This is a genomic window from Streptomyces sp. NPDC102467 (genome assembly GCF_044765445.1).
Lineage (GTDB): Bacteria > Actinomycetota > Actinomycetes > Streptomycetales > Streptomycetaceae > Streptomyces.
Map to the genome: position 1 here is coordinate 202,763 of NZ_JBIWKA010000002.1, position 19,659 is coordinate 222,421.

The 19,659-nt window shown below is 71.9% G+C and carries 17 protein-coding genes and 1 pseudogene; 10 read left to right on the forward strand and 8 right to left on the reverse strand.

The features are described 5' to 3' along the window. Nucleotides 1–6: 6 nt before the first annotated feature. Complete coding sequence (locus tag ACIREE_RS04005; RefSeq protein WP_404145832.1) at nucleotides 7–1,893, reverse strand: discoidin domain-containing protein; 1,887 nt, start codon at nucleotides 1,891–1,893, stop codon at nucleotides 7–9. Nucleotides 1,894–2,223: 330 nt separating this feature from the next. On the opposite strand from ACIREE_RS04005, the gene ACIREE_RS04010 reads away from it, so the two are divergent. Next, the gene (locus ACIREE_RS04010; protein WP_404145835.1) at nucleotides 2,224–3,999 is read left to right on the forward strand and encodes a coagulation factor 5/8 type domain-containing protein; all 1,776 of its coding nucleotides are present in this window, start codon (nucleotides 2,224–2,226) and stop codon (nucleotides 3,997–3,999) included. Here the strand turns inward: ACIREE_RS04010 and ACIREE_RS04015 are convergent. Both ACIREE_RS04015 and ACIREE_RS04020 read right to left on the reverse strand, forming a co-directional pair. After that, entirely contained in the window at nucleotides 3,988–4,248 is a 261-nt protein-coding gene (locus tag ACIREE_RS04015) for a DUF5133 domain-containing protein (RefSeq protein ID WP_404145838.1), read from the reverse strand. The genes ACIREE_RS04010 and ACIREE_RS04015 overlap by 12 nt on opposite strands. A gap of 102 nt (nucleotides 4,249–4,350) precedes the next feature. After that, nucleotides 4,351–4,758 (reverse strand): hypothetical protein, encoded by a 408-nt coding sequence (locus ACIREE_RS04020; RefSeq protein ID WP_404145841.1) that lies wholly within the window; start codon nucleotides 4,756–4,758, stop codon nucleotides 4,351–4,353. A 4-nt stretch (nucleotides 4,759–4,762) separates the two neighbouring features. On the opposite strand from ACIREE_RS04020, the gene ACIREE_RS04025 reads away from it, so the two are divergent. Beyond that, nucleotides 4,763–5,191, forward strand: coding sequence for a LysR substrate-binding domain-containing protein (locus ACIREE_RS04025; RefSeq protein WP_404145844.1), 429 nt, complete (start codon nucleotides 4,763–4,765; stop codon nucleotides 5,189–5,191). Here the strand turns inward: ACIREE_RS04025 and ACIREE_RS04030 are convergent. Further along, the gene (locus tag ACIREE_RS04030) at nucleotides 5,147–5,866 is read right to left on the reverse strand and encodes a PP2C family protein-serine/threonine phosphatase (RefSeq protein WP_404145847.1); all 720 of its coding nucleotides are present in this window, start codon (nucleotides 5,864–5,866) and stop codon (nucleotides 5,147–5,149) included. The genes ACIREE_RS04025 and ACIREE_RS04030 overlap by 45 nt on opposite strands. A 310-nt stretch (nucleotides 5,867–6,176) precedes the next feature. On the opposite strand from ACIREE_RS04030, the gene ACIREE_RS04035 reads away from it, so the two are divergent. Next, complete coding sequence (locus ACIREE_RS04035; RefSeq protein WP_404145850.1) at nucleotides 6,177–8,675, forward strand: LuxR C-terminal-related transcriptional regulator; 2,499 nt, start codon at nucleotides 6,177–6,179, stop codon at nucleotides 8,673–8,675. A 76-nt stretch (nucleotides 8,676–8,751) separates the two neighbouring features. Further along, nucleotides 8,752–10,482, forward strand: a complete 1,731-nt coding sequence (locus tag ACIREE_RS04040) for a GAF domain-containing protein (protein ID WP_404145853.1) — start codon at nucleotides 8,752–8,754, stop codon at nucleotides 10,480–10,482. Between the two features lie 43 nt (nucleotides 10,483–10,525). Here the strand turns inward: ACIREE_RS04040 and ACIREE_RS04045 are convergent, their stop codons facing one another. Both ACIREE_RS04045 and ACIREE_RS04050 read right to left on the reverse strand, forming a co-directional pair. Next, on the reverse strand, nucleotides 10,526–11,230 hold the full coding sequence (locus tag ACIREE_RS04045; RefSeq protein ID WP_404145856.1) for a response regulator: 705 nt from the start codon (nucleotides 11,228–11,230) through the stop codon (nucleotides 10,526–10,528). A gap of 95 nt (nucleotides 11,231–11,325) precedes the next feature. Next, a complete protein-coding gene (locus tag ACIREE_RS04050; RefSeq protein WP_404145859.1) occupies nucleotides 11,326–11,784 on the reverse strand; it encodes a Crp/Fnr family transcriptional regulator in 459 nt (152 codons plus the stop codon). Between the two features lie 333 nt (nucleotides 11,785–12,117). On the opposite strand from ACIREE_RS04050, the pseudogene ACIREE_RS04055 reads away from it, so the two are divergent. Together ACIREE_RS04055 and ACIREE_RS04060 are read left to right on the forward strand one after the other, a co-directional pair. Next, nucleotides 12,118–12,714: pseudogene (locus tag ACIREE_RS04055) on the forward strand (alpha/beta hydrolase); the annotation flags it as partial. 407 nt (nucleotides 12,715–13,121) lie between these two features. Further along, nucleotides 13,122–13,508, forward strand: coding sequence for a helix-turn-helix domain-containing protein (locus ACIREE_RS04060; protein WP_404146798.1), 387 nt, complete (start codon nucleotides 13,122–13,124; stop codon nucleotides 13,506–13,508). On the opposite strand, the gene ACIREE_RS04065 is transcribed toward ACIREE_RS04060, so the two are convergent. After that, nucleotides 13,493–14,080: a hypothetical protein gene (locus ACIREE_RS04065; RefSeq protein WP_404145862.1), complete on the reverse strand. Its 588-nt coding sequence runs from the start codon at nucleotides 14,078–14,080 to the stop codon at nucleotides 13,493–13,495. The two genes, ACIREE_RS04060 and ACIREE_RS04065, sit on opposite strands and share 16 nt — an antisense overlap. A gap of 262 nt (nucleotides 14,081–14,342) precedes the next feature. Here ACIREE_RS04065 and ACIREE_RS04070 point away from each other — a divergent pair, with 262 nt between their 5' ends. The 3 genes from ACIREE_RS04070 to ACIREE_RS04080 all read left to right on the forward strand — a co-directional run bounded on the left by ACIREE_RS04070 (nucleotide 14,343) and on the right by ACIREE_RS04080 (nucleotide 17,115). Continuing rightward, the gene (locus ACIREE_RS04070; RefSeq protein ID WP_404145865.1) at nucleotides 14,343–15,206 is read left to right on the forward strand and encodes a universal stress protein; all 864 of its coding nucleotides are present in this window, start codon (nucleotides 14,343–14,345) and stop codon (nucleotides 15,204–15,206) included. 7 nt (nucleotides 15,207–15,213) lie between these two features. Then, nucleotides 15,214–16,821, forward strand: a complete 1,608-nt coding sequence (locus tag ACIREE_RS04075; protein ID WP_404145868.1) for an alpha-amylase family glycosyl hydrolase — start codon at nucleotides 15,214–15,216, stop codon at nucleotides 16,819–16,821. A gap of 81 nt (nucleotides 16,822–16,902) precedes the next feature. Then, entirely contained in the window at nucleotides 16,903–17,115 is a 213-nt protein-coding gene (locus ACIREE_RS04080) for a DUF5999 family protein (RefSeq protein WP_404145870.1), read from the forward strand. A 44-nt stretch (nucleotides 17,116–17,159) separates the two neighbouring features. Here the strand turns inward: ACIREE_RS04080 and ACIREE_RS04085 are convergent, their stop codons facing one another. Then, nucleotides 17,160–18,383 carry a cytochrome P450 gene (locus ACIREE_RS04085; RefSeq protein WP_404145873.1) on the reverse strand — a complete coding sequence of 408 codons (1,224 nt, stop codon included), beginning with the start codon at nucleotides 18,381–18,383 and terminating at the stop codon, nucleotides 17,160–17,162. Between the two features lie 148 nt (nucleotides 18,384–18,531). On the opposite strand from ACIREE_RS04085, the gene ACIREE_RS04090 reads away from it, so the two are divergent. Next, a complete protein-coding gene (locus ACIREE_RS04090; protein WP_404145876.1) occupies nucleotides 18,532–19,545 on the forward strand; it encodes a LacI family DNA-binding transcriptional regulator in 1,014 nt (337 codons plus the stop codon). The last annotated feature ends 114 nt before the right edge of the window (nucleotides 19,546–19,659 follow it).

Here is a 19,659-nt window from a genome sequence, read left to right on the forward strand (position 1 = left end):
CGGGCGTCACCCCTTCTGCTCCACGCGCACCCAGTCCACTTCCGCCTGGACGCCGCCGCGCGCGATCGCGTCCACGCTCGATTGCGGCAGTCCCCAGTAGGGCTGGGTGACCTTGTTCCAGCCGGCCGGGTAGGCGCCGCCGAGCGCGAGGTTGAGGATCAGGTACTGGTTGTGGCCGAACACCCACTGGCCGCGCGTGGATTCCAGCTTGGTGCGGGTGGTGCGCTGAACGACCTGGTCGTCGACGGTGAAGCGCAGTTCGGTCGGCGTCCACTCCACGCCGTAGGTGTGCCACTGATCGGCGCGGCCGCCGCCCGGGTAGTGCTGGAGAGCGCCGATGTTGCCGTCGGCGGAGTACCCGGCGCCGTGCAGCGCGGAGCTGGTCCAGTCCCCGTAGCCGATGTTCTCCATGATGTCGGTCTCGCCGGACGCGGGCCAGGACACCGACGGGTCGTCCACATCGCTGCCGAGCAGCCAGAAAGCGGGCCAGAACCCGTCCCCGACCGGCAGCTTCATGCGCGCGCTGACCTTGCCGTACGTGAAGTCGAGCTTGGTGTGGGTGTCGATGCGGCCGGACGTGAAGTCGTAGGTGCCGCCGCCCGCCTGGGTGCAGCCCTTGCAGTACTTGGCGGCGAGGACCAGATTGCCGGCTTGCGTGCGGATGGTGTCGGTGGAGTCGACGTACGCCTGGGACTCGCCGTTGACCGGGCCCATCTCCTGCCCGGTCCTGACCACGCGCCACTTGGAGCGGTCGAGGGCGGCGCCGGTGAAGTCGTCGAAGAACGTCGTGCGGTAGCTGCCCGACTGCTCGCCGGGCAGCCCGGGGTACGCGGCGGCCGCGCTGCCGCCGGTCCCGTAGACCTCGAACTCGTAGAGCGAGTAGCCGAATTGGGCGGTGGCAGGGGCCGGGTTGTAGAACGACCGGCGTTCCTTGCCGAGCATGCGGACGTAGCGGCCGGTGGCGGGGGTGGGAAGTTGGACCGTGTCGTGGCGGCCGGTCGCGTCCCCGGGTGACTTGATGTCCGCGCGGCGGGCCGCGACGTCGGCCGCGCTCGGGCGGTACACCGTGCGCCAGGTCCTGTTGTCGTCGGAGACCTGGACTTCGTAGTCGACGGCGTAGGCGGCCTCCCAGTACAGGTCGACGCTGTTGATGGTGGAGGTGGCGCCCAGGTCGACCGAGACCCAGCGGTCCGCGTTCCAATCGCTCGACCAGCGGCTCTGGTCGGCCTTGAGGTCGGCGGGTCTGCCGCCGTCGGTGACGAACGCCGGGGAGTTTCCGGCGTGTTGGTAGTAGTTGCTGTAGGCGGGGTGGTGCAGGGCGAGGTTGGTGCGCGTGGTGGAGGCGGCGGCCGGTGCGCCGCCGTACACCTTGAACGCGTAGAGGGAGTATCCGTAGGGCGTGGCGCGCTCGATGCCGCGCATGCGGACGTAGCGGCCCGTCACCTCCTGCGGGTACGTGTGCGCGGTGACACTGCCGCCGGTACCGGCGTCCTCCGTGTAGAAGGGCTGCCAGTCGGTGCCGTTCTTCGAGACTTCCAGGACGTACTGCTTGCCGTAGGCGGCCTCCCAGTCGAGGGTCACGCGGTCGATGCGCAGGGTCGCGCCGAGGTCGACGCGTAACCACGCGGAGTCCGAGAAGTCGCTGGACCAGCGGGAGTTGGCGTCGCCGTCGACGGCGGCGCCGGGGCCTGTCGCGCCGTTCTCGCTGCCGGACGCGGTGACGGACGCGGGGTTCGCGGTGTGCGCCGCGGCAGCCAGGTCGGTGTTCCAGTCGGCTGCCGCGGCGGCGGCAGCGCGGGGTGCGGCGGTGGTCGGAGGCGCGGTGTAGGCGGACCAGGACGTCAGAGCGGCCAGGACCGCGGTGGTGCTGAGCAGCAGGAGGGGGCGTCGCATGTCTCTCCTTCACGGGAACCGTCACAGGCTCGGAAGGGAGAGCGCTCCCGGCGGAAGGTATGAGGCCGTTACCCGAGTGTCAAGCGGGGTGACGGAGACGGATGCCCACGAGCCGAGGCGGGAAGTGCAAGGAGTGAGCCGAAGCGCTTTCCGTCACTTCCTGAAGGTCCAACTCCCGTTTCTGGGCGTTTTGTTGAGACTGCTCCCCCGTAATCCCCGCGAATTTCGGTCACAACTCTTGACGCCCGATTCACACGCCTGAAGCATGCGTCGCCAGGAGAGCGCTCCCACCACCCCCACTCGTTCACTTCATGAACCAGGAGAGCCGCTGTGCCCCACCCCCACCCCCACCTGTCCCTGTCCCGCCGCTCGGTCCTCGGTGCGGCCGCCGCTTCGGCGGCGCTGCCCGTGCTCGGCTCGGCCGTCGCCTCGGCGGCCGAGGCCAAGCCCCGTGAGGCACTCGCCGGCGGCGGCGACCTCGGTCCCAACGTGATCGTGTTCGACCCCTCCACAGCCGGCATCCAGGCCAAGCTCGACGAGATCTTCAAGCAGCAGGAGTCGGCGCAGTTCGACTCCGGCCGCTACGCGCTGCTGTTCAAGCCTGGCACGTACAGCGGGCTCAACGCCCAACTCGGCTTCTACACCTCGATAGCGGGCCTCGGTCTGTCCCCCGACGACACGACCATCAACGGGGACGTCACCGTCGACGCGGGCTGGTTCAACGGCAACGCCACGCAGAACTTCTGGCGCAGCGCGGAGAACCTCGCGCTGGTGCCGGTGAACGGCACGAACCGGTGGGCGGTCGCGCAGGCCGCGCCGTTCCGCCGGATGCACGTGCGCGGCGGCCTCAACCTGGCGCCCGACGGCTACGGCTGGGCCAGCGGCGGCTACATCGCCGACAGCCGGATCGACGGCAGCGTGGCACCGTACTCGCAGCAGCAGTGGTACACCCGGGACTCGTCCGTAGGCGGCTGGGCCAACGCGGTCTGGAACATGGTGTTCTCCGGTGTCGAGGGCGCGCCCCCGCAGGGGTTCCCCGACCCGCCGTACACCACGCTCGACACGACACCCGTCTCCCGCGAGAAGCCGTTCCTGTACCTCGACGGCGCCGACTACAAGGTGTTCCTGCCGGAGAAGCGGACGAACGCGCGCGGCACGAGCTGGGGCAACGGCACACCACGCGGCACCTCGGTCCCGCTGACCCAGTTCTACGTCGCGAAGCCCGGGGACAGCGCGAGCACGCTCAACGCCGCCCTGACCCAGGGCCTGCACCTCCTGCTGACGCCCGGCGTCTACCACGTGGACGCCCCGATCCAGGTGAACCGGGCGGGCACGGTCGTCCTCGGCCTCGGTTACGCCACGCTCGTCCCGGACGGCGGGGCCACCGCGGTCGAGGTGGCCGACGTGAGCGGGGTGCGGCTCGCCGGATTCCTCATCGACGCGGGCACCGTCAACTCCGCGACCCTGCTGGAGGTCGGGCCGACGGGCGCGTCCGCGGACCACTCGGCCGACCCGATCACCGTGCAGGACGTGTTCGTCCGGATCGGCGGCGCGGGCGCCGGCAAGGCCACCACCAGCATGGTGATCAACGCACGGCACACCATCGTCGACCACACCTGGGTGTGGCGCGCCGACCATGGCGCCGGTGTCGGCTGGGAGACCAACCGCGCCGACTACGGCATCGTTGTCAATGGCGACGACGTGCTGGCCACCGGCCTGTTCGTCGAGCACTTCAACAAGTACGACGTGCAGTGGAACGGCGAGCGCGGGCGCACCATCTTCTTCCAGAACGAGAAGGCCTACGACGCCCCGAACCAGGCGTCGATCCAGAACGGCTCGGTGAAGGGCTTCGCCGCGTACAAGGTCGCCGACTCGGTGACCAGTCACGAGGGGTGGGGACTCGGCTCGTACTGCTTCTACAACGTGGACCCGACGATCCAGCAGGGCCACGGTTTCGAGGCACCGAACAACGCGGGTGTGAAGTTCCACGGCCTGCTGGTGGTGTCGCTGGGCGGCAAGGGCCAGTACGACCACGTGATCAACGACATCGGGGCCGCCACCTCGGGCGACACCACCGTGCCGTCGACGGTGGTGTCATACCCCTGACAGCCGCGCGGTCCTGGGCCGGGCCGCACCGATGAGGGAGTCGTCGTGGACGCGGGCGCCGGGCAGCCGGTGCCTGGCCGCGACGAGGGCGGTGTCGATGTCGCGGGTCCCGGTGGCGACGCAGAGCGTGTACGTCACGTCGTCCAGGCGGCGCCGCCCTTCGGCGCCGCCCTCGTCGGCGTCGAGCGCGCTGAGCGTCTCGTACTCACGGACGAGATCGGCCAGCAGAGCGGGGTGGGCCAGCAGCATCGTCGGGGCTCCTTGTCGTCGCGGGGTCCTCGCCCTTGTGCCCTGCCGTCCCACCCGCAAACGGCTCACCGTACGCCGCGTGTTCGGCCGCGGGGCCGCTGGTCAGTGGGGGCGGCGGAGGTGTTCGGTCGCCCAGACGGTGAAGGACCCCGCGGCCAGGACCGCGCCGAGGACGCAGACGCCGGTCCAGCCCGCGGCCGACCGGACGACGGAGGCGAGGGCCGAGCCGACGGCGCCGCCGAGGAAGAAGCACGTCATGAACGCCGAGTTGATACGGCTGCGGGCTTCGGGGCGCAGCGCGTACAGGACGGTCTGGCCGCCGTTGAGGACGGCTTGCTGGCCGATGTTGAGGGCGACGACGCCGAGCGCGAGCCAGGCCGGGGAGCGCTCCCCGGCGAGCAGGACCAGCCAGCCGGCGAGCAGCAGGGCGGTCGCGCCGCCGGTGACCTGCCGCAGGGTGGGGGTACAGCCGTCGTTCCGTACGGACGATCCGGGGGTCGAGAGCCGCACCCTCGTGGTGGACCCGCATGTCGCCGTCGCCCCGCCGGATCACCCGCTGGCGGACACCGGAGGCAGTGCGCCCGTGCCACTGGCGCGGCTGGTGGACGAGGCGTTCGTGGACTTCCCCGCGGGGCTCGCGGCCCGGGCGCAGACCGACGAGGCGTTCGCGGCGGCCGGGTTGCGGCGCGAGGTGGCGTTCGAGGCCAAGGACCTCGATTTCCTTGCCGATCTGGTGCGCGGCGGCCTGGGCATCGCGCTGCTCCCCTCGCGGCTCGTACCGCGCCTGCCCGGGCTTGCCGTGGTACCGGTGCGGGACGGGCCGGTGCGGGAGGAGCGCATGGTGTGGAGTCGGACGCGACGCTCACCGGCGGCCACGGCTTTCCTGGAGATCGTGCCCCTACGTATCGGGGGTGACCGGAGCCGCCTCCACGGCGAGGAGTGAGGCGTCGTCCTGCAAGGTGCCCTGCGCGTAGTGGAGCAGGTCGGCGGCGAGTGCGGCGGTGAAGCCCGCGAGCGGGGCGGCGCTCAGCTCGGCGGCGCGCTCGGCGAGGGGATAGAAAGTGCCGGTGGCATCGCGCGCTTCGGAGGCGCCGTCCGTGTGGAGCAGCATCCGGTCCCAGGCGCTGCGCGGAATGGGCTGGGCCGCGCACCAGCCCTGGGCGAGGTCGAGCAGGCCGAGCGGGGGCGCCGGTGCGGGCACGGCGGCCGCCACCGCGCTGCCGTCGCGCAGCAGTAAGGGCGGCGGGTGTCCGCAGCAGACGAGCTCGGCGGAGCCGTCCGGGTCGACGGAGACCAGAGTGGCGGTGACGAACCGGTCGGGCTCCTCGGAGTGGGCGACCAAGGAGTGCAGACGCACCGCGAGGACCTCCAACGAGCGCTGACGTCCGGCGAGTTGATGCCAGGCGCCGAGTACGGCATCGGCCGTGCGGGACAGCTGGGGGCCCTTCCCCATGACGTCTCCGATGAGCAGCCGGGTGCCGAACGGAGTGTCGACAGCACCGTGCACGTCGCCACCGCTGCCGTCGTGCCCGGCGCCCGCGGTGAGGCGGCGAGCACTGACGCTCAGGGTGCCGACCGTCTCCGGGTGCGAGCTGGTCGTGCGCGGGCGGGTGGTCATGGAAGCCTTCCAAGGGCGGGGCCGGTCGGGCGGCTCCGGCGGACGAAGGGGGCGCGGTCATTGCAATGTTCCGGGGAAGTGTAGTCATCCGGACGCACTGTGTGACGGTTTCCTTTAAGTGTGCACAGAATGTGCCCCAGGCATCCGGATCCTGGCATGGGCGGGGCCGCGGGAAAGGCAGTGTCCCATTTCCGCCACCTGTGTGCGGGGCGATCCGGCGAAGCCGTCAGGATCATGGCCGGGGACTTCTAGCGTGGCGGCACAGGACGCGCGCTGTCCTGCCGTCGCTGCCCGCACCGTACGGAGTCCCATGAACCGCAGTTCCGGCCGTCGCACGCCGGGTGAACTTCCCGCCGAGGCCACCAGTTTCGTCGGACGGCGGTGCGAGCTGGCGCACCTGGCCGACGTGCTGACACGGGCCCGCCTGGTGACGCTGACCGGGCCCGGCGGCGTAGGCAAGACCCGTACCGCGGTGCGCACCGCGTACGAGCTGCGGGACACCTTCGCCGCCGGGGTGCAGCTGGTGGAGCTCTCGGCGCTGAGCGATCCCGAACTGCTGGCGAACACCGTCGCCGCGGCGCTCGACCTGCCCGAGCAGACGGCCCGCCCCGCACTGGACGTGATCGCCGACTTCCTCGAGGACCGGGACCTCCTCCTGCTGCTCGACACGTGCGAGCACCTCGTCGACGCGTGCGCGATACTCTGCGACGAACTGCTGCGCTGCGCACCGGGGTTGCGGATTCTGGCGACGAGCCGCCAGCCGCTCGACGTGGCCGGCGAGCACGTCCTGGCGATCGGCCCCCTGAGCATGCCCGAGCCGGCGGCCGTCGCCTCGGAACAGGGGTGCGACGCGCTGGACCTGTTCGCGGACCGGGCGTCGGCGGCGGCGCCCGGGTTCACGGTGAGTGACGACAACCGGGCCGATGTGCTGGCCCTGTGCCGGCGCCTCGACGGAATCCCGCTCGCCATCGAACTCGCCGTGTCCCGGCTGCGGGTGCTCTCCCTCGACGAGATGCTGAGCCGTCTCGACGACCGGTTCCGGCTCCTGACGGGCGGGCGCCGCACCTCGGTGCCGCGCCATCAGACGCTGCGCACCGCGATCGGCTGGAGCCACGATCTGTCGACCGCACCGGAGCGGCTGCTGTGGGCCCGACTGTCGGTGTTCGCGGGCGAGTTGAGTCTGGAGGCCGCGGAGGCGGTGTGCGCGGACCCGCGGAACCCGGCACTGCGAGAGGGCTCCCCCACCAAGGCCCAACTGATCGCAAGGAACGAACTGACCGTCGAGGACGTACTGACCGCCAAGAACGAACTGACCGTCGAGGACGTGCTGTCCGCGAGAGACATGCTGTCCGCGCGAGAGGTGCTGCCCACCGAGGACGTTCTGACCTCGCTGATCGGTCTGGTCGAGAAGTCGGTCGTGATCAGGGTGGAGACCCCCGAGGGCACCCGTTACCGGATGCTGGACACGATCCGCGAGTTCGGCCGGGAGCAACTCGCGGCGCTCGACGACGAGGAACCGACCCGGCTCCGCCATCTCGCGTACTTCCGGGAAGTGGCCGGCTCCTTCGACGAGGAGTGGACGGGCGACGCGCAGATCCCGCTGTTGCAGGCGCTGGTGCGTGATCAGGCGAACGTCCGTGCCGCCCTGGAGTACTGCGTCGCCCGGCCCCGGCTCCACTGTCAGGGGCTGCGGATGGCGACTGACCTGTGGGGGTACTGGCACGCCACCGGCCTGCTCACCGAAGGCCGCTACTGGTTGCGCCGCACCCTGGACGGCTGCCGCGACGAGACGCCCGTACGCGTCAAGGCGCTCTGGCTGACCAGTTGGTACATGGACCTCCAGGGCGAGCGCGGCAACAACGCGGAGCTGTTGAAGGAGGCCGAGGCGATCGCCACCCGCATCGATGACCCGGTCGGTGCCGCGTGGACGCTCGCCTTCCAGGCGCACCGGCGCTACTTCCTCGGCCTCATGGAGGACTGCGCCGCCGACTTCCAGGAGGCCCGCGCCCGGATGACGGCGCTCGGCGACGACACCGGTCTGCTGATGCTCGGCTTCTACGGCGGGTTCATGCTGATCCTGTCCGGCGACCACGACCGGGGCATCGCGTGGTGCGACGACTCGCTGGCGCGCGGCGCCGCGCACCCCGCCGAGCAGTGGGCGCGGGGCTGGGCTCTGTGGGTCAAGAGCGTCGGACTGTGGCTGCGCGGCGATCACGAGGCCGCCCTCGCGTGTTCGCGGGAAGGCCTGCGCAGCAAAGCGGCACTGCACGACCTGATGGGCCTCGCCCACTTCATGGAGGGGCTCGCCTGGTACGCGGCGCAGCTGCGGCACTTCGAACGCGTTGCCGTCCTCCAGGGCGCGGCGGACGCGCTGTGGCGCCGGTCGGCCAAGGAGGCGAGGTTCGGGATCCCGGTACTGCACGACCTGCACGCCGGGGCCGCGACGCAGGCGCGGTCCGCGCTGGGCGCCGACGGGTACCACGACTCGTTCGTGGAGGGCGGCCTGCTGCCTCTGGACGCGGTGGTGGACCTGGCCCTCGCCGACGGATCCACGGCCGCCCCGGACGTCCCGGCACAGCGCTCGGGCCCCGCCGACGGTCTCACGCCCCGGGAGCGGCAGGTCGCCGCGCTTGTCAGCAAGGGCCTGACGAACCGCGAGGTCGCGGCCGAGCTCGTCGTGTCGAAGCGGACGATCGACTCCCACGTCGAGCACATCCTCACCAAGCTCGGGTTCACCTCCCGTTCCCAGATCGCCGAGCTGCACAGCGCGGCGCCCCCGGACGCTCCCGTTCCACCTCCCGAAGTATGACGAAGCAGGTCATGGCGGCGACCCCAGCCGCTACCGTGAGTACAAGGACGTGTACCCAAAGTCCCGCGGAGGTCGGATGGGCGACGACGCTGTACGGGGGACCGGGCCGCTGCCGAGGTTGCGGCTCGACGAACTGCTGGAAGAACTTCAGGTCCGGATCGACGCCGTGCGCGGCACCCGCAACCGCCTCCAGGGTCTGCTGGAGGCGGTGCTGTCGGTCGGTCAGGAGCTCAACCTCTCGCAGGTACTGCGCCGCATCGTGGAGGCCGCGGTGGTCCTGGTCGACGCGGAGTACGGCGCCCTGGGCGTGATCGGCGAGGACCGGCGCAAGCTGTCGCAGTTCCTGCCGGTCGGCATCAGCAACGACCTGCGGGCCCGGATCGGCGATCTGCCGTCCGGGCACGGGCTGCTCGGCGAGCTGATCCGGCACCCCGAGCCGCTGCGGCTGCCCGAACTGGCCGGCCACCCGGCGTCGTCCGGGTTCCCCGCGCACCATCCGCCGATGCACACGTTCGTGGGGGTCCCCATCCGGGTGCGCGACGACGTGTTCGGGAACCTGTATCTCACCCAGAAGCGGGGTGGCGTTGACTTCGACGACGAAGATGTCGCGGTGCTGCAGACGCTGGGTGCCGCGGCGGGCGTGGCGATCGAGAACGCGCGCCTGTACGAGGAGGTCCAACTGCGGGAGCGGTGGCTCAAGTTGAGTGCGGAGTTCACCGGCAGTCTGCTGTCCGGCACCGAGGAGATACCGGTGCTGCGCCTGATGGTCGAGCGCGCCCGGGAGATCGCCGCCGCGGACCTCGGCATGGTGGCGCTCGTCGTCTCGGGCACCGACGATCTGCACGAGACGCTGGCGCTGGGCCAGCACGCCTCGGCGCACCACAATGTGACGCTGCCACGAAAGGGCACCTTCGCGGGCGCCGCGCTCGCCGCCGGCGAGCTGGTCACGTCGGACGATGTGCGCAAGGACCCGCGGATCACCTACCAGCCCGCGCGCTGGGAGGGGCTCGGCCCCGCCGTGGCCGTGCCCATCGGCACGAGCGACCGCGTGCGCGGGGTGCTGACGCTCGCGCGCCGGGCCGAGCGACAGCCGTTCGCCGCGGCCGAGTTGGTGCCGCTGGTCGGGTTCGCCGGGCAGGCGGCGCTCGCCCTGGAGCTGGCCGACAGGCGCCGCGACGCGGAGCAGATGAGTCTGCTCGAGGACCGCGACCGGATCGCCCGGGACCTGCACGACCTGGCGATCCAGCGACTGTTCGCGACGGGTATGACGTTGCAGAGTGCCCAGCGGTTCGTGCAGCATCCGGAGGCCACCGAGCGGTTGCTGCGGGCCGTGGACGACCTGGACACCACCATCAAGATCATCCGTTCCACGATCTTCGGACTGCGCGAGCAGGAGTCACCGCCGAAGGGCGCCGGGCTGCGGGTGCGCACGGTGCGCGCCGTGGAGGACGCGGCGCGGGTGCTCGGCTTCACGCCGGCGCTGCGCATGGAGGGCCTGATCGATGTCGACGTGCCGCCGCCCGTCGCCGACGATGTCGTGGCGGTGCTCGGCGAGGCCCTGACGAATGTGGCACGGCACGCGCGGGCGTCCTCGGCCGAGGTGGCGCTCCTCGTACGCGGCCGGGCTCTGACGCTGACGGTGGAGGACAACGGCATCGGCATCCCGGACGTGGCGGACGCACACCGCAGCGGCCTGGCGAACATGGCCGCGCGCGCCCGCGGCCGGGGCGGCACGCTCACCGCCACGACCCGGGACCCGGGCGGTACGCGCGTGGAGTGGCACGTGCCGTTGAAGGACGGGAGTTGAAGCACGGGCGAAGCAAGGGAGCGGGACGCATCGACGCCGTCCGCTACTGGGGCCGGGGCGGCAGTCGGCTGGCCATCACCGCCGCCTGGATCCGCCGCTCCACACCCAGCTTGGCCAGCAGCCGGGAGATGTTGTTCTTCACCGTCTTCTCGGACAGGTACAGTCTGAGGCCGATCTGCCGGTTGGTGAGCCCTTCCCCCACGAGCGCCAGGATGTCCCGCTCCCGCTCGGTGAGTTCGGCGAGCTGGCCGACGGCGGACCGGGCACTGTCACCCTGCTCCGCGTCGTATGCCTCCGGCCCCCGCAGGCTCCGCATCAGCCGTGCCGTCGTCGCCGGGTCGAGCATCGACTGCCCGGAGGCGACGGTGCGTACCGCGGAGACCAGGTCGGAACCCTTGATCTGCTTGAGCACATAGCCGGCCGCACCGGCCATGATGGCGTCCAGGAGCGCGTCGTCGTCGTCGAACGAGGTGAGCATCAGGCAACTCAACTCGGGCAGCAGACCACGGAGTTCACGACAGATGGTGATGCCGTCGCCGTCGGGCAGACGGACGTCGAGGACCGCGACGTCGGGACGGAGCGCGGGCCCCCTGGCGAGGGCCTGCGCCGCGGTGGCCGCCTCCCCGACGACCTCCATGTCGGGCTCGGCGCCGAGCAGGTCGCGCAAGCCGCGACGGACCACTTCGTGGTCGTCCAGGAGCAGAATGCGAATGGGACGGTCCACGGAGAAACTGGGTGGCTGAGGCATACGTCCCCCTCGGATGTGGTGTTCCTGCATCCTGGAGCCGTGGGAGGTGATCCGCCAGGGCCGAACGGTACCGATCGGCCGGGCGGGCGGGGCCGTCAGGCCGCCCCGTATCCGTAGGGGGCGTAGAGGTCGAGGAGCCGGGACCGGGTGACGCTCAGCCGGTGGGCGAGGACCCGGCCGACCCACTGGGCGACGAACGAGCCGAGCCCGGGGTCGGACGCGCACATCAGGCGCACGGTGAAGGCGTCGAACTCGTCGGCCCTCACCGGGGTTTCGGTCTGCGCGCCGAGCTGCCACACATAGGGCGGGAAGAGCCAGGACCAGCCGATCAGCTCGCCACGCCCGAGCGACTCGACGATGGGCGCCCGCCGCCCCGGCACCCGTATGTCCAGGGCGACGCTGCCGCTGCGCACGATCCAGAACCGGTCCGCGCGCGAGCCCTCCTCGAACAGCCGGCGGTCCTGCGGGAAGGTCACCTCTCGGGCGATACGCATCAGCCGGCCGCGGTGCTCCTCGGGCAGGGTCTGGCTCATGCGCGGGGCCGTGGTGGTCATGAGCGGCTCCTTTCGGGGGGCCGACGGGGCTCAAGGACGGAGAAGAACAGACTCCGCGCCCGGACTGCCGTCGTGCGCCATATCGACGATCGCCGTCCGGTGCCGCCGCGACCAGGGGCCGAACGGCTCTGGCCAGGGGGCCTCTCGGATCCGGGCCCGCAGGCCGACATTTGTACAAGACCGATGAGCGGCCGGTCCCGCACCATCTGCCGCATGAGTCCGTACGACGCCGCACTCGCGCATGGCATGCATGTGGTTCACGACGGCCCTTCCCAGGCGCCGCCCCTGTTGCTCATCCACGGATCGGGAGCCGCGGGCGGCTCCTGGAGCCCGATGGTCCCGGCGCTCGCCGCCCGCCGTCACGTCATCCGGGTCGACCTGCCGGGTTGCGGCCAGTCGCCGCCCGCGGCCTCGTACGACGTGCCCGCGGTGGCAGGCCGGCCGGCGGCGCTCCTCGACGACCTCGGGCTTCGAAACGTCGCGACGGCCGGACATTCCAGCGGCGGCTACGTCGCCACCGCGCTCGCCGCACACCGTCCCGACCTGGTGAAGTCGCTCGTGCTGATCAGTACGGGCCCGAGCCTCGACGCGCTTTCTCCGCAGCCGCTCGTCCTGCGGGTGCTGCTGGGCCCGCCGCTCGGCCGGCTCATCTGGTCGTTGCGCTCGGACGCGTTGATCCGCAAGGGAGTCGAGGCGACGACCGCTCGCCCGGTGGACGTCCCGGACGACATGGTCGCCGGGATACGAGGCATCACGTACCGCGCCTTCCGGCGCGTGATGCGCGCGAACTCCGCGTACGTCGTCGAGCGGAACGTGCCCGAGCGGCTCGCCGCCCTCGACGTGCCGCTCCTGGTGCTCTTCGGCGCCGCCGACCCCCGCTGGGATCCGGCGTCGGCACACCGGTACGACACGGTGCCGAACGCGCGGGTCGAGCTGCTGCCCGGCGTCGGGCACGTGCCCCCGATCGAGGCGCCCGACGCGGTCGTCGAGCTGTTGCTGGACTTCACGGCAGTGGCCGCTGACACCCCGTCCGCCGACGCCTGGGCTGAACGCATGCTGCCGATCGGCACGGCCCCTCCCGACTGGACGTCGGTGGACATCGCGGTCCCGCGCCCGTCGCACCGGCTGCCGGGCATCAGCATGGCCGGGTTCCGTCAACGGGCGCCCGCGCCCACGGACATCGCCATGGTCGCGCACCCGGGCGTCACCCTGCTCTTCGACCTGAGCGACGACGAAGGCCTCGTCTGCGACGCCGGGCGCCGGGCGCCCGCCCACGGGTCGACCCGGAGGTCACGCACAGCTGGCTGCGGACGCTCACCAGCCGGGGGCGGGTACGGGTGGACCGCCTCGCGGCCGAGGCCGGCTGGAGCCGCAAGCGCCTGTCGGCCCGCTTCCGCTCCCAGCTCGGCATCACCCCCAAGCGCGCCGCCGGTCTGGTGCGGTTCGACCACGCCGCGCACCTCCTCGCGGCGGGCCACGCCGCGGCGGGTGTCGCCATCGAGAGGGGCTATGTCGACCAGTCCCACCTTCACCGCGAGTTCAGGGCATTCACCGGGCTCACGCCCTCGGCCGTGGCCAACGCACCGTGGCTCGCGATCGACGACGTCGCGTGGCCGGCCGCGACCCGGCCCGGAGGTCCCGGGGTCGCACGCCCAGGAAGTGGTGCGGGCCGGCGCCCCTCATCAGAAGGACCTCAGGCAGGAGGGCCTCAGGCCCGGCGGTGACCCCAGTCGGGTCCGACGCGGCTCCATTCGTGTTCCCAGGCGGCGAGGCGGCGGCGGTCCAGGACGCGACGCAGGACGAGGCGGCTGGTGACGGCGAGGCCCGCCGTGGTCGCGGTGACAAGGCAGCCCGCGGCGAGGGTGTGCGACCAGATGTCGCCGTCGCTCCAGGGCGCCGCCACGACGTCACCGTGACTGTCGAGCCAGACGGTGGTGCTGTCGCCCCGCTCGAGGCCGGCCTCGACGGGGGCGAGCGCGGTGATCGTGCGGCCCGCCCGGTCGGTCCAGCGCACTGTCACCGGGTAGGTCAGGTTGGACTGGCCGGCGCTCTCCGAGGCGATGAACTCCGGTGCGTCGTCGAGGAGTCGGGCCCGCTGCGCGTGCCGGGACGCCTGCTGGGCACGGGCGTGGTCCCGGGCGTCCTCGTGGGCCGCCCAGCCGCTCACCGCGCCCGCGACCGGCGCCACCAGGAAGGCGAGTACGCCGAGCAGCAGCGCCGCCCAGGCCTCGATCACGTCCGACCTGCGTCGTAGCGGGTTGCCCCGCGCTGCCCGGCTCGGCCTGCACATCGCCATGTCGGCCTCCTCGCCCCACGCTCGCGCGGCCCGGGGGCGCGGCACAGGGGCCGAACGACCCTTGACCCAGGGCCGGTTCGCCTCTCCCGGCGCGAACGGCGCGGGTGAAAGGGTCCGAAGCGCGCCTGCCCCCCGCAGGTGGCAGCGTGCCCGGCGCACGGGCCGCACCGTGCATCCGGTTCCTGGGACGGACACGCGTGAGCGTTCCCTTGCGTGGAACCCGCGATGGAACACACATCCACTGTCACCGAAAGGTTCCGTCATGACCAGCATGCGCGTCCTGACCGTCGGGACAGACGGTTCGCGCGAGAGCATGAACGCCGCCGACTGGGCGGCCCGTGAGGCTCTGCGGCGCGACGTGCCCTTGCGCCTGCTGCACGCCGACAGCGGTGTGCGACTCGCGCCGCCACCGCCCGACGTCGACCTGCCGGGGCGCGACGTACTCGACCGGGTCGCGCTCCAACTCTCGTACGCGCACCCCGCGTTGGAGATTCTGGCGCGGCGCCGGACGACGCCGCCGGTCACCGCGCTGCTGGAAGCGGTCACGGAGTCCGAGACGCTGGTCCTCGGTTCGCGCGGCTTCACCGGGTATTCCGGGTTCCTCGTCGGCTCGGTGGCGCTCGCCGTGACGGCGCGGGCCGACCGGCCCGTCGTCCTGGTGCGGGCGGGCGGGCTCCCGCAGGACGAGCGGGCCAATGGCGGGCTCGGGTTCCTGCCGGTGGTCGTCGGCCTCGACGTGACCGCCCCGGCCGACGAGGTGCTGTCGTACGCCTTCGAGGCGGCGGCCCTGCGCGGCACCGAGCTGCACGCCCTGCACGCCTGGACGGTGCCGCCGCTGCGCGCGGACGCGCCGGGTGCGACGCCGCCGGGTGACGCGGCGCGCCGCGAGACGCTGCGCCGCCGGGCCCTGGCGGGCGCGCTGCAGGTGTGGCGCGCGAAGTTCCCGGAGGTTCCCGTGGTGGAGCGGCTGGTGTACGGGCAGCCGGGGCACCATCTCCTGAAGGCCTCGACGGCGGCGAGCCTGACGGTGATAGGGCGCGGCCTCGACGCGAACCGGCTGGGCTGCACGGCGCACTCGGTGGTGCATCATGTGACCAGCCCGCTGGCCATCGTCCCGCACACGTGAGGGTTCCATGACCGCATTCCGGCCCGCCCCCGCCTGGCTCCGTGACGCCGTGTTCTACCAGATCTACCCGCAGTCGTTCGCCGACTCGAACGGGGACGGCATCGGGGACCTGGGTGGCATCACCGAGCGGCTCGACCATCTGGCCTGGCTCGGGGTCGACGCTGTCTGGATCAACCCCTGTTTCGTGTCACCGTTTCGCGACGCGGGGTACGACGTCGCGGACTACCTCTCGGTGGCGCCGCGCTACGGCACCGCCGACGATCTCGCCGAGCTGGTGGACCTCGCCGGGCGGCGCGGCATCCGGGTGCTCCTCGATCTGGTCGCCGGGCACACCTCCGATCAGCACCCGTGGTTCCGGGCGGCCGCGCACGATCGCGCGGACCACCGCTACATCTGGAGTGCGGACGGTGTCCCCGAGGGCTTCGTACGCTCCCCCGGCACGCGTCCGGGCGGGTATCTGCCGAACTTCTTCGACTCGCAGCCCGCCCTCAACTTCGGTTACGGGCGCGAGAGTTCGGCAGAGCCGTGGCGGCAGCCGGTCGACGCCGAGGGGCCGCGCGCCAACCGGTCGGCGCTGCGCGAGGTCATGGATCACTGGCTGCGGCTCGGCCTGGCCGGGTTCCGGGTCGACATGGCGGCTTCGCTGGTGAAGGACGACCCGGACAAGCGGGCGACCTCGCTGATCTGGACCGAACTGCGGCACTGGCTCGACCGTGCTCACCCGGAGGCCGTGCTGCTCTCGGAGTGGGGCGACCCGCAAGTGTCCGTGCCGGCCGGTTTCCACGCCGACTTCTTCCTCCAGTTCGGCGGTCCGACGGACGGCCTGGCGATGCGCTCGCTGTGGAACAACGGAACGGGCACGACGAACGACGCGTGGGCTCCCCTGGACTGCTTCTTCGACGCCTCGGGTCTCGGCTCGCCCAGGCAGTTCGTCGATGCCTGGCGCGCGGCGACGACCGCGCTCGGCGACACCGGCTTCGTGTCGCTGCCCACCGCCAACCACGACTTCTCCCGTCTCAACTGCGGTCCGCGCACGGCCGATCAGCTCCCGGCGGCGTTCGCCTTCCAGCTCACCTGGCCGACGCTCCCGGCGATCTACTACGGCGACGAGATCGGCATGCGGTACGTGCCGGGTCTGCCCGACACCGAGGGCAGCGTCCTCGGCCCGCACTACAACCGGGCCGGTTCCCGTACACCGATGCAGTGGGACGACGGCCCCGGCGCGGGGTTCTCGACCGCGCCCGAGGAGCTCTTCTATCTGCCCCTCGATCCCGATCCGCGGCGCCCCTCCGTCGCCGCGCAACGCGCCGACGAGCGTTCTCTGCTGCACCACGTACGCCGTCTCGTCGCGCTACGAAGGTCCACCCCGGCGCTGGGCCACCGCTCCCCCGTCGACGTGCTGCACGAGGGTCATCCTTTCGTGTACATCCGTGGAGGCCGGTTCCTCGTGGTCATCAACCCGGGTTCCCGCGCGCGGAGTTGGACTCCCTCCGAGGCGCCGAGGCTCGCGGGGGCCCGCCCCGTGCAGGTGAACGGGGTCAGTGTGGCGGTGGACGGCACCTCCGTCGAGGCGGACGGATTCGGGTACGGCGTCTTCGCACTGACGAGAGACTGAGACATCTTCGCGACGATGAGCACACACCTCGGCGGGAGTCTTATGGGGTAAGGAACGATCCGCCCGCCCAGGAGGCGCCCCATGTGCTCCCACCAGCCGTCGTGCCCGACCGCCGACCGCCCCGACCACGACGCCGCCCGTATCGTCGCCGCCCACCCCGAGCAGGGCTGGAATCTGCTGTGCAACGGCACGATCGTCTTCGACGACACCGGCGAACTGCTGCCGGGCGGCGATGTCCGCGCACCGGTACGGCAGTTGTGGGCGAGCCCGGCGAAGGTGACGCTCGCGGCCTGAGACGGGCGTGGCGTCCCGTCCGCCCGGCGCGTACGAGCCGTCCGTCACCACGTCACGGGCAGCTCCCGGGGTCCCCGGATGAAACCCTTGCTCTGCCAGGCGATGTCCGCCCGCTCACCCGCGAGACGCAGCTTCGGGAACCGGGCGAGCAGTTCCGCGAGCATCACCTCGGACTCCATCCGGGCCAGCATCGCGCCGATGCAGTGGTGCGGCCCGTGGCCGAAGGAGAGATGTGCCGTGCCGCCGCGGCCGAAGTCGACCGTGTCCGGTTCCGGGAAGACATCGGGGTCCCGGTTGGCCGCGAGGTACGAGGCGTAGACGGCTTCGCCGCGGCGGATCAGGACACCGCCGACCTCGACGTCCTCGGTGGCGATGCGGGGCAGGCCCACTCCGTTGCGGTGCGGGATGTGCCGCAGGAGCTCGTCGACGGCGGCCGGGAGCAGTTCGGGTTCGGCCCGCAGCCGGTCGGCGAGTTCGGGGCGGGTGAGCAGCATGTAGACCATGTTCGCGCTGTTGTTGCGGACCGCGTGGGCGCCGCTGACCAGGACGGCGGTGGCCAGTGAGACGGCTTCCGCGTCGCTGATCTCGCCGGCGTCGCGGGCGCGGGCGAGCACCGAGGCGAGATCCTCGTCGGTGGAGTGCGCCCGCGAGGCGAGCAGGTCGACGATGTACTGCCGCATACGTTCTTTCGCGGCCTCGCTGGACTGGGGGCCGGGTCCGGCCGACAGGATCACGTCGGGCCAGTCGGCGAGCCGCGCGCGGTCCTCGGGCGGGACTCCCAGCAGATCGCTGACGACGGCCAGCGGAAACGGCCCGTGCAGGTGGGCGACGAGGTCGGCGGGCGGTCCCGCCTCCTCCATCGCGTCCAGCAGTTTGGCCGCCGTACGCTCGGCGCGGGGGCGCAGGCCCTTCATGGTGCGGCCGGTGAACGCCTTCGTCATCACCTTCCGCAGCCGGGTGTGCTCGGGCGGGTCGGCGTAGTTGAGGCCGACGGTGGCGGCGACGCGGTGCGCCATCATGCCGTTGACCTCGCGGCCGATGAGCGCGGAGCGGCTGAACCGCGGGTCGGAGGTGACCAGGCGCACGTCCTGATAGCGGGTGACCAGCCAGGCGTCCCGCTCCTGCCCGAACGGCATGCGGACCCGGGCCACGGGTTCCTCGCGCAGCACGTCGGCGAGCAGCGGATCGAAAGTGAGCTCCGGCAGACCCTCCGGGGCCCAGGCGCGTACGGTGACGGTGTCCGCGGGATCGGCGGTGTTGTTGTCCACGCCGCCATGCCTTCCCCGGGCCTGGACCGGAGCACGCGGGACCCGTCGGTCCGCCGCCTGATCGGACGACCGGGGGGCCACCGGAGGCCCGAAACGGATGCCACCATCACGCAAACGAACCGCAAGCTTTGCGCTATTCTTGCGTTCCATGACGCGCAGACTTGCTCAGGTGGCGAAAAAGGTCGGAGTCAGCGAGGCCACGGTCAGCCGGGTGCTGAACAACAAGCCCGGTGTCTCGGAGGCCACGCGACAGTCCGTGCTCACCGCGCTCGACGTGCTCGGCTACGAGCGGCCGACACAACTGCGCGGTGAGCGGGCCCGGCTGGTCGGCCTGGTCCTGCCGGAGCTGCAGAACCCGATCTTCCCGGCGTTCGCGGAAGTGATCGGCGGCGCGCTCGCCCAGCAGGGCCTCACGCCCGTGCTGTGCACGCAGACCAAGGGCGGCGTCTCCGAGGCGGACTATGTGGAGCTGCTGCTCCAGCAGCAGGTGTCCGGCGTGGTCTTCGCCGGCGGCCTGTTCGCGCAGGCGGACGCCGAGCACGGGCACTATCAGCTCCTCGCCGAGCGCAAGGTGCCGGTGGTGCTCGTCAACGCGTCCATCGAGCGGCTCGGTTTCCCGTGCGTGGCGTGCGATGACGCGGTGGCGGTCGAGCAGGCCTGGCGCCACCTCGCCTCGCTCGGGCACGAGCGCATCGGTCTGGTCCTCGGCCCGGACGACCACATGCCCTCGCGGCGCAAGCTCACCGCGGCGCGCGCCGCCGCCCGCGCGGCCGGCGGGAAGCTGCCGGACGAGGCGATCGAGCGGGCGATGTTCTCGCTGGAGGGCGGGCACGCCGCGGCGGCCCGGCTCCTGGAGCGCGGCATCACCGGCATCATCTGCGCCAGCGACCCGCTCGCGCTCGGCGCCGTGCGCGCCGCCCGCAGGGCCGGGCTCTCGGTGCCCCGCGACGTCTCGGTGATCGGCTACGACGACTCGGCGTTCATGAACTGCACCGAGCCGCCGCTGACCACGGTGCGCCAGCCCATCGAGGCGATGGGCAGGGCCGCGGTCGAGCTCCTCGTCGCGAAGATCCAGGGCGGCGCGGTACCGCCCGGCGAGCTGCTCTTCGAACCGGAGCTGGTGGTGCGGGGCTCGACGGCGCCGCCGCCGCCCGCCGCGTAACGGCCGCAAGCGGACGGCAAGAACCGGACGCCACGAGTCCGCCGGAGACAGGCGGCCTCGTGACGCCGACTCCCTCACGACCTCTACCTGTTCATTTTTTGCGGAGTACGCGCG

Excerpts from the sequence above, each read along its gene's own strand:
- ACIREE_RS04005 (WP_404145832.1), bottom strand. The coding sequence starts at position 1,893 with ATGCGACGCCCCCTCCTGCTGCTCAGCACCACCGCGGTCCTGGCCGCT.
- ACIREE_RS04015 (WP_404145838.1), bottom strand. The coding sequence starts at position 4,248 with ATGCTGCTGGCCCACCCCGCTCTGCTGGCCGATCTCGTCCGTGAGTAC.
- ACIREE_RS04030 (WP_404145847.1), bottom strand. The coding sequence starts at position 5,866 with ATGACCACCCGCCCGCGCACGACCAGCTCGCACCCGGAGACGGTCGGC.
- ACIREE_RS04035 (WP_404145850.1), top strand. The coding sequence starts at position 6,177 with ATGAACCGCAGTTCCGGCCGTCGCACGCCGGGTGAACTTCCCGCCGAG.
- ACIREE_RS04040 (WP_404145853.1), top strand. The coding sequence starts at position 8,752 with ATGGGCGACGACGCTGTACGGGGGACCGGGCCGCTGCCGAGGTTGCGG.
- ACIREE_RS04045 (WP_404145856.1), bottom strand. The coding sequence starts at position 11,230 with ATGCCTCAGCCACCCAGTTTCTCCGTGGACCGTCCCATTCGCATTCTG.
- ACIREE_RS04050 (WP_404145859.1), bottom strand. The coding sequence starts at position 11,784 with ATGACCACCACGGCCCCGCGCATGAGCCAGACCCTGCCCGAGGAGCAC.
- ACIREE_RS04065 (WP_404145862.1), bottom strand. The coding sequence starts at position 14,080 with ATGGCGATGTGCAGGCCGAGCCGGGCAGCGCGGGGCAACCCGCTACGA.
- ACIREE_RS04070 (WP_404145865.1), top strand. The coding sequence starts at position 14,343 with ATGACCAGCATGCGCGTCCTGACCGTCGGGACAGACGGTTCGCGCGAG.
- ACIREE_RS04075 (WP_404145868.1), top strand. The coding sequence starts at position 15,214 with ATGACCGCATTCCGGCCCGCCCCCGCCTGGCTCCGTGACGCCGTGTTC.
- ACIREE_RS04080 (WP_404145870.1), top strand. The coding sequence starts at position 16,903 with ATGTGCTCCCACCAGCCGTCGTGCCCGACCGCCGACCGCCCCGACCAC.
- ACIREE_RS04090 (WP_404145876.1), top strand. The coding sequence starts at position 18,532 with ATGACGCGCAGACTTGCTCAGGTGGCGAAAAAGGTCGGAGTCAGCGAG.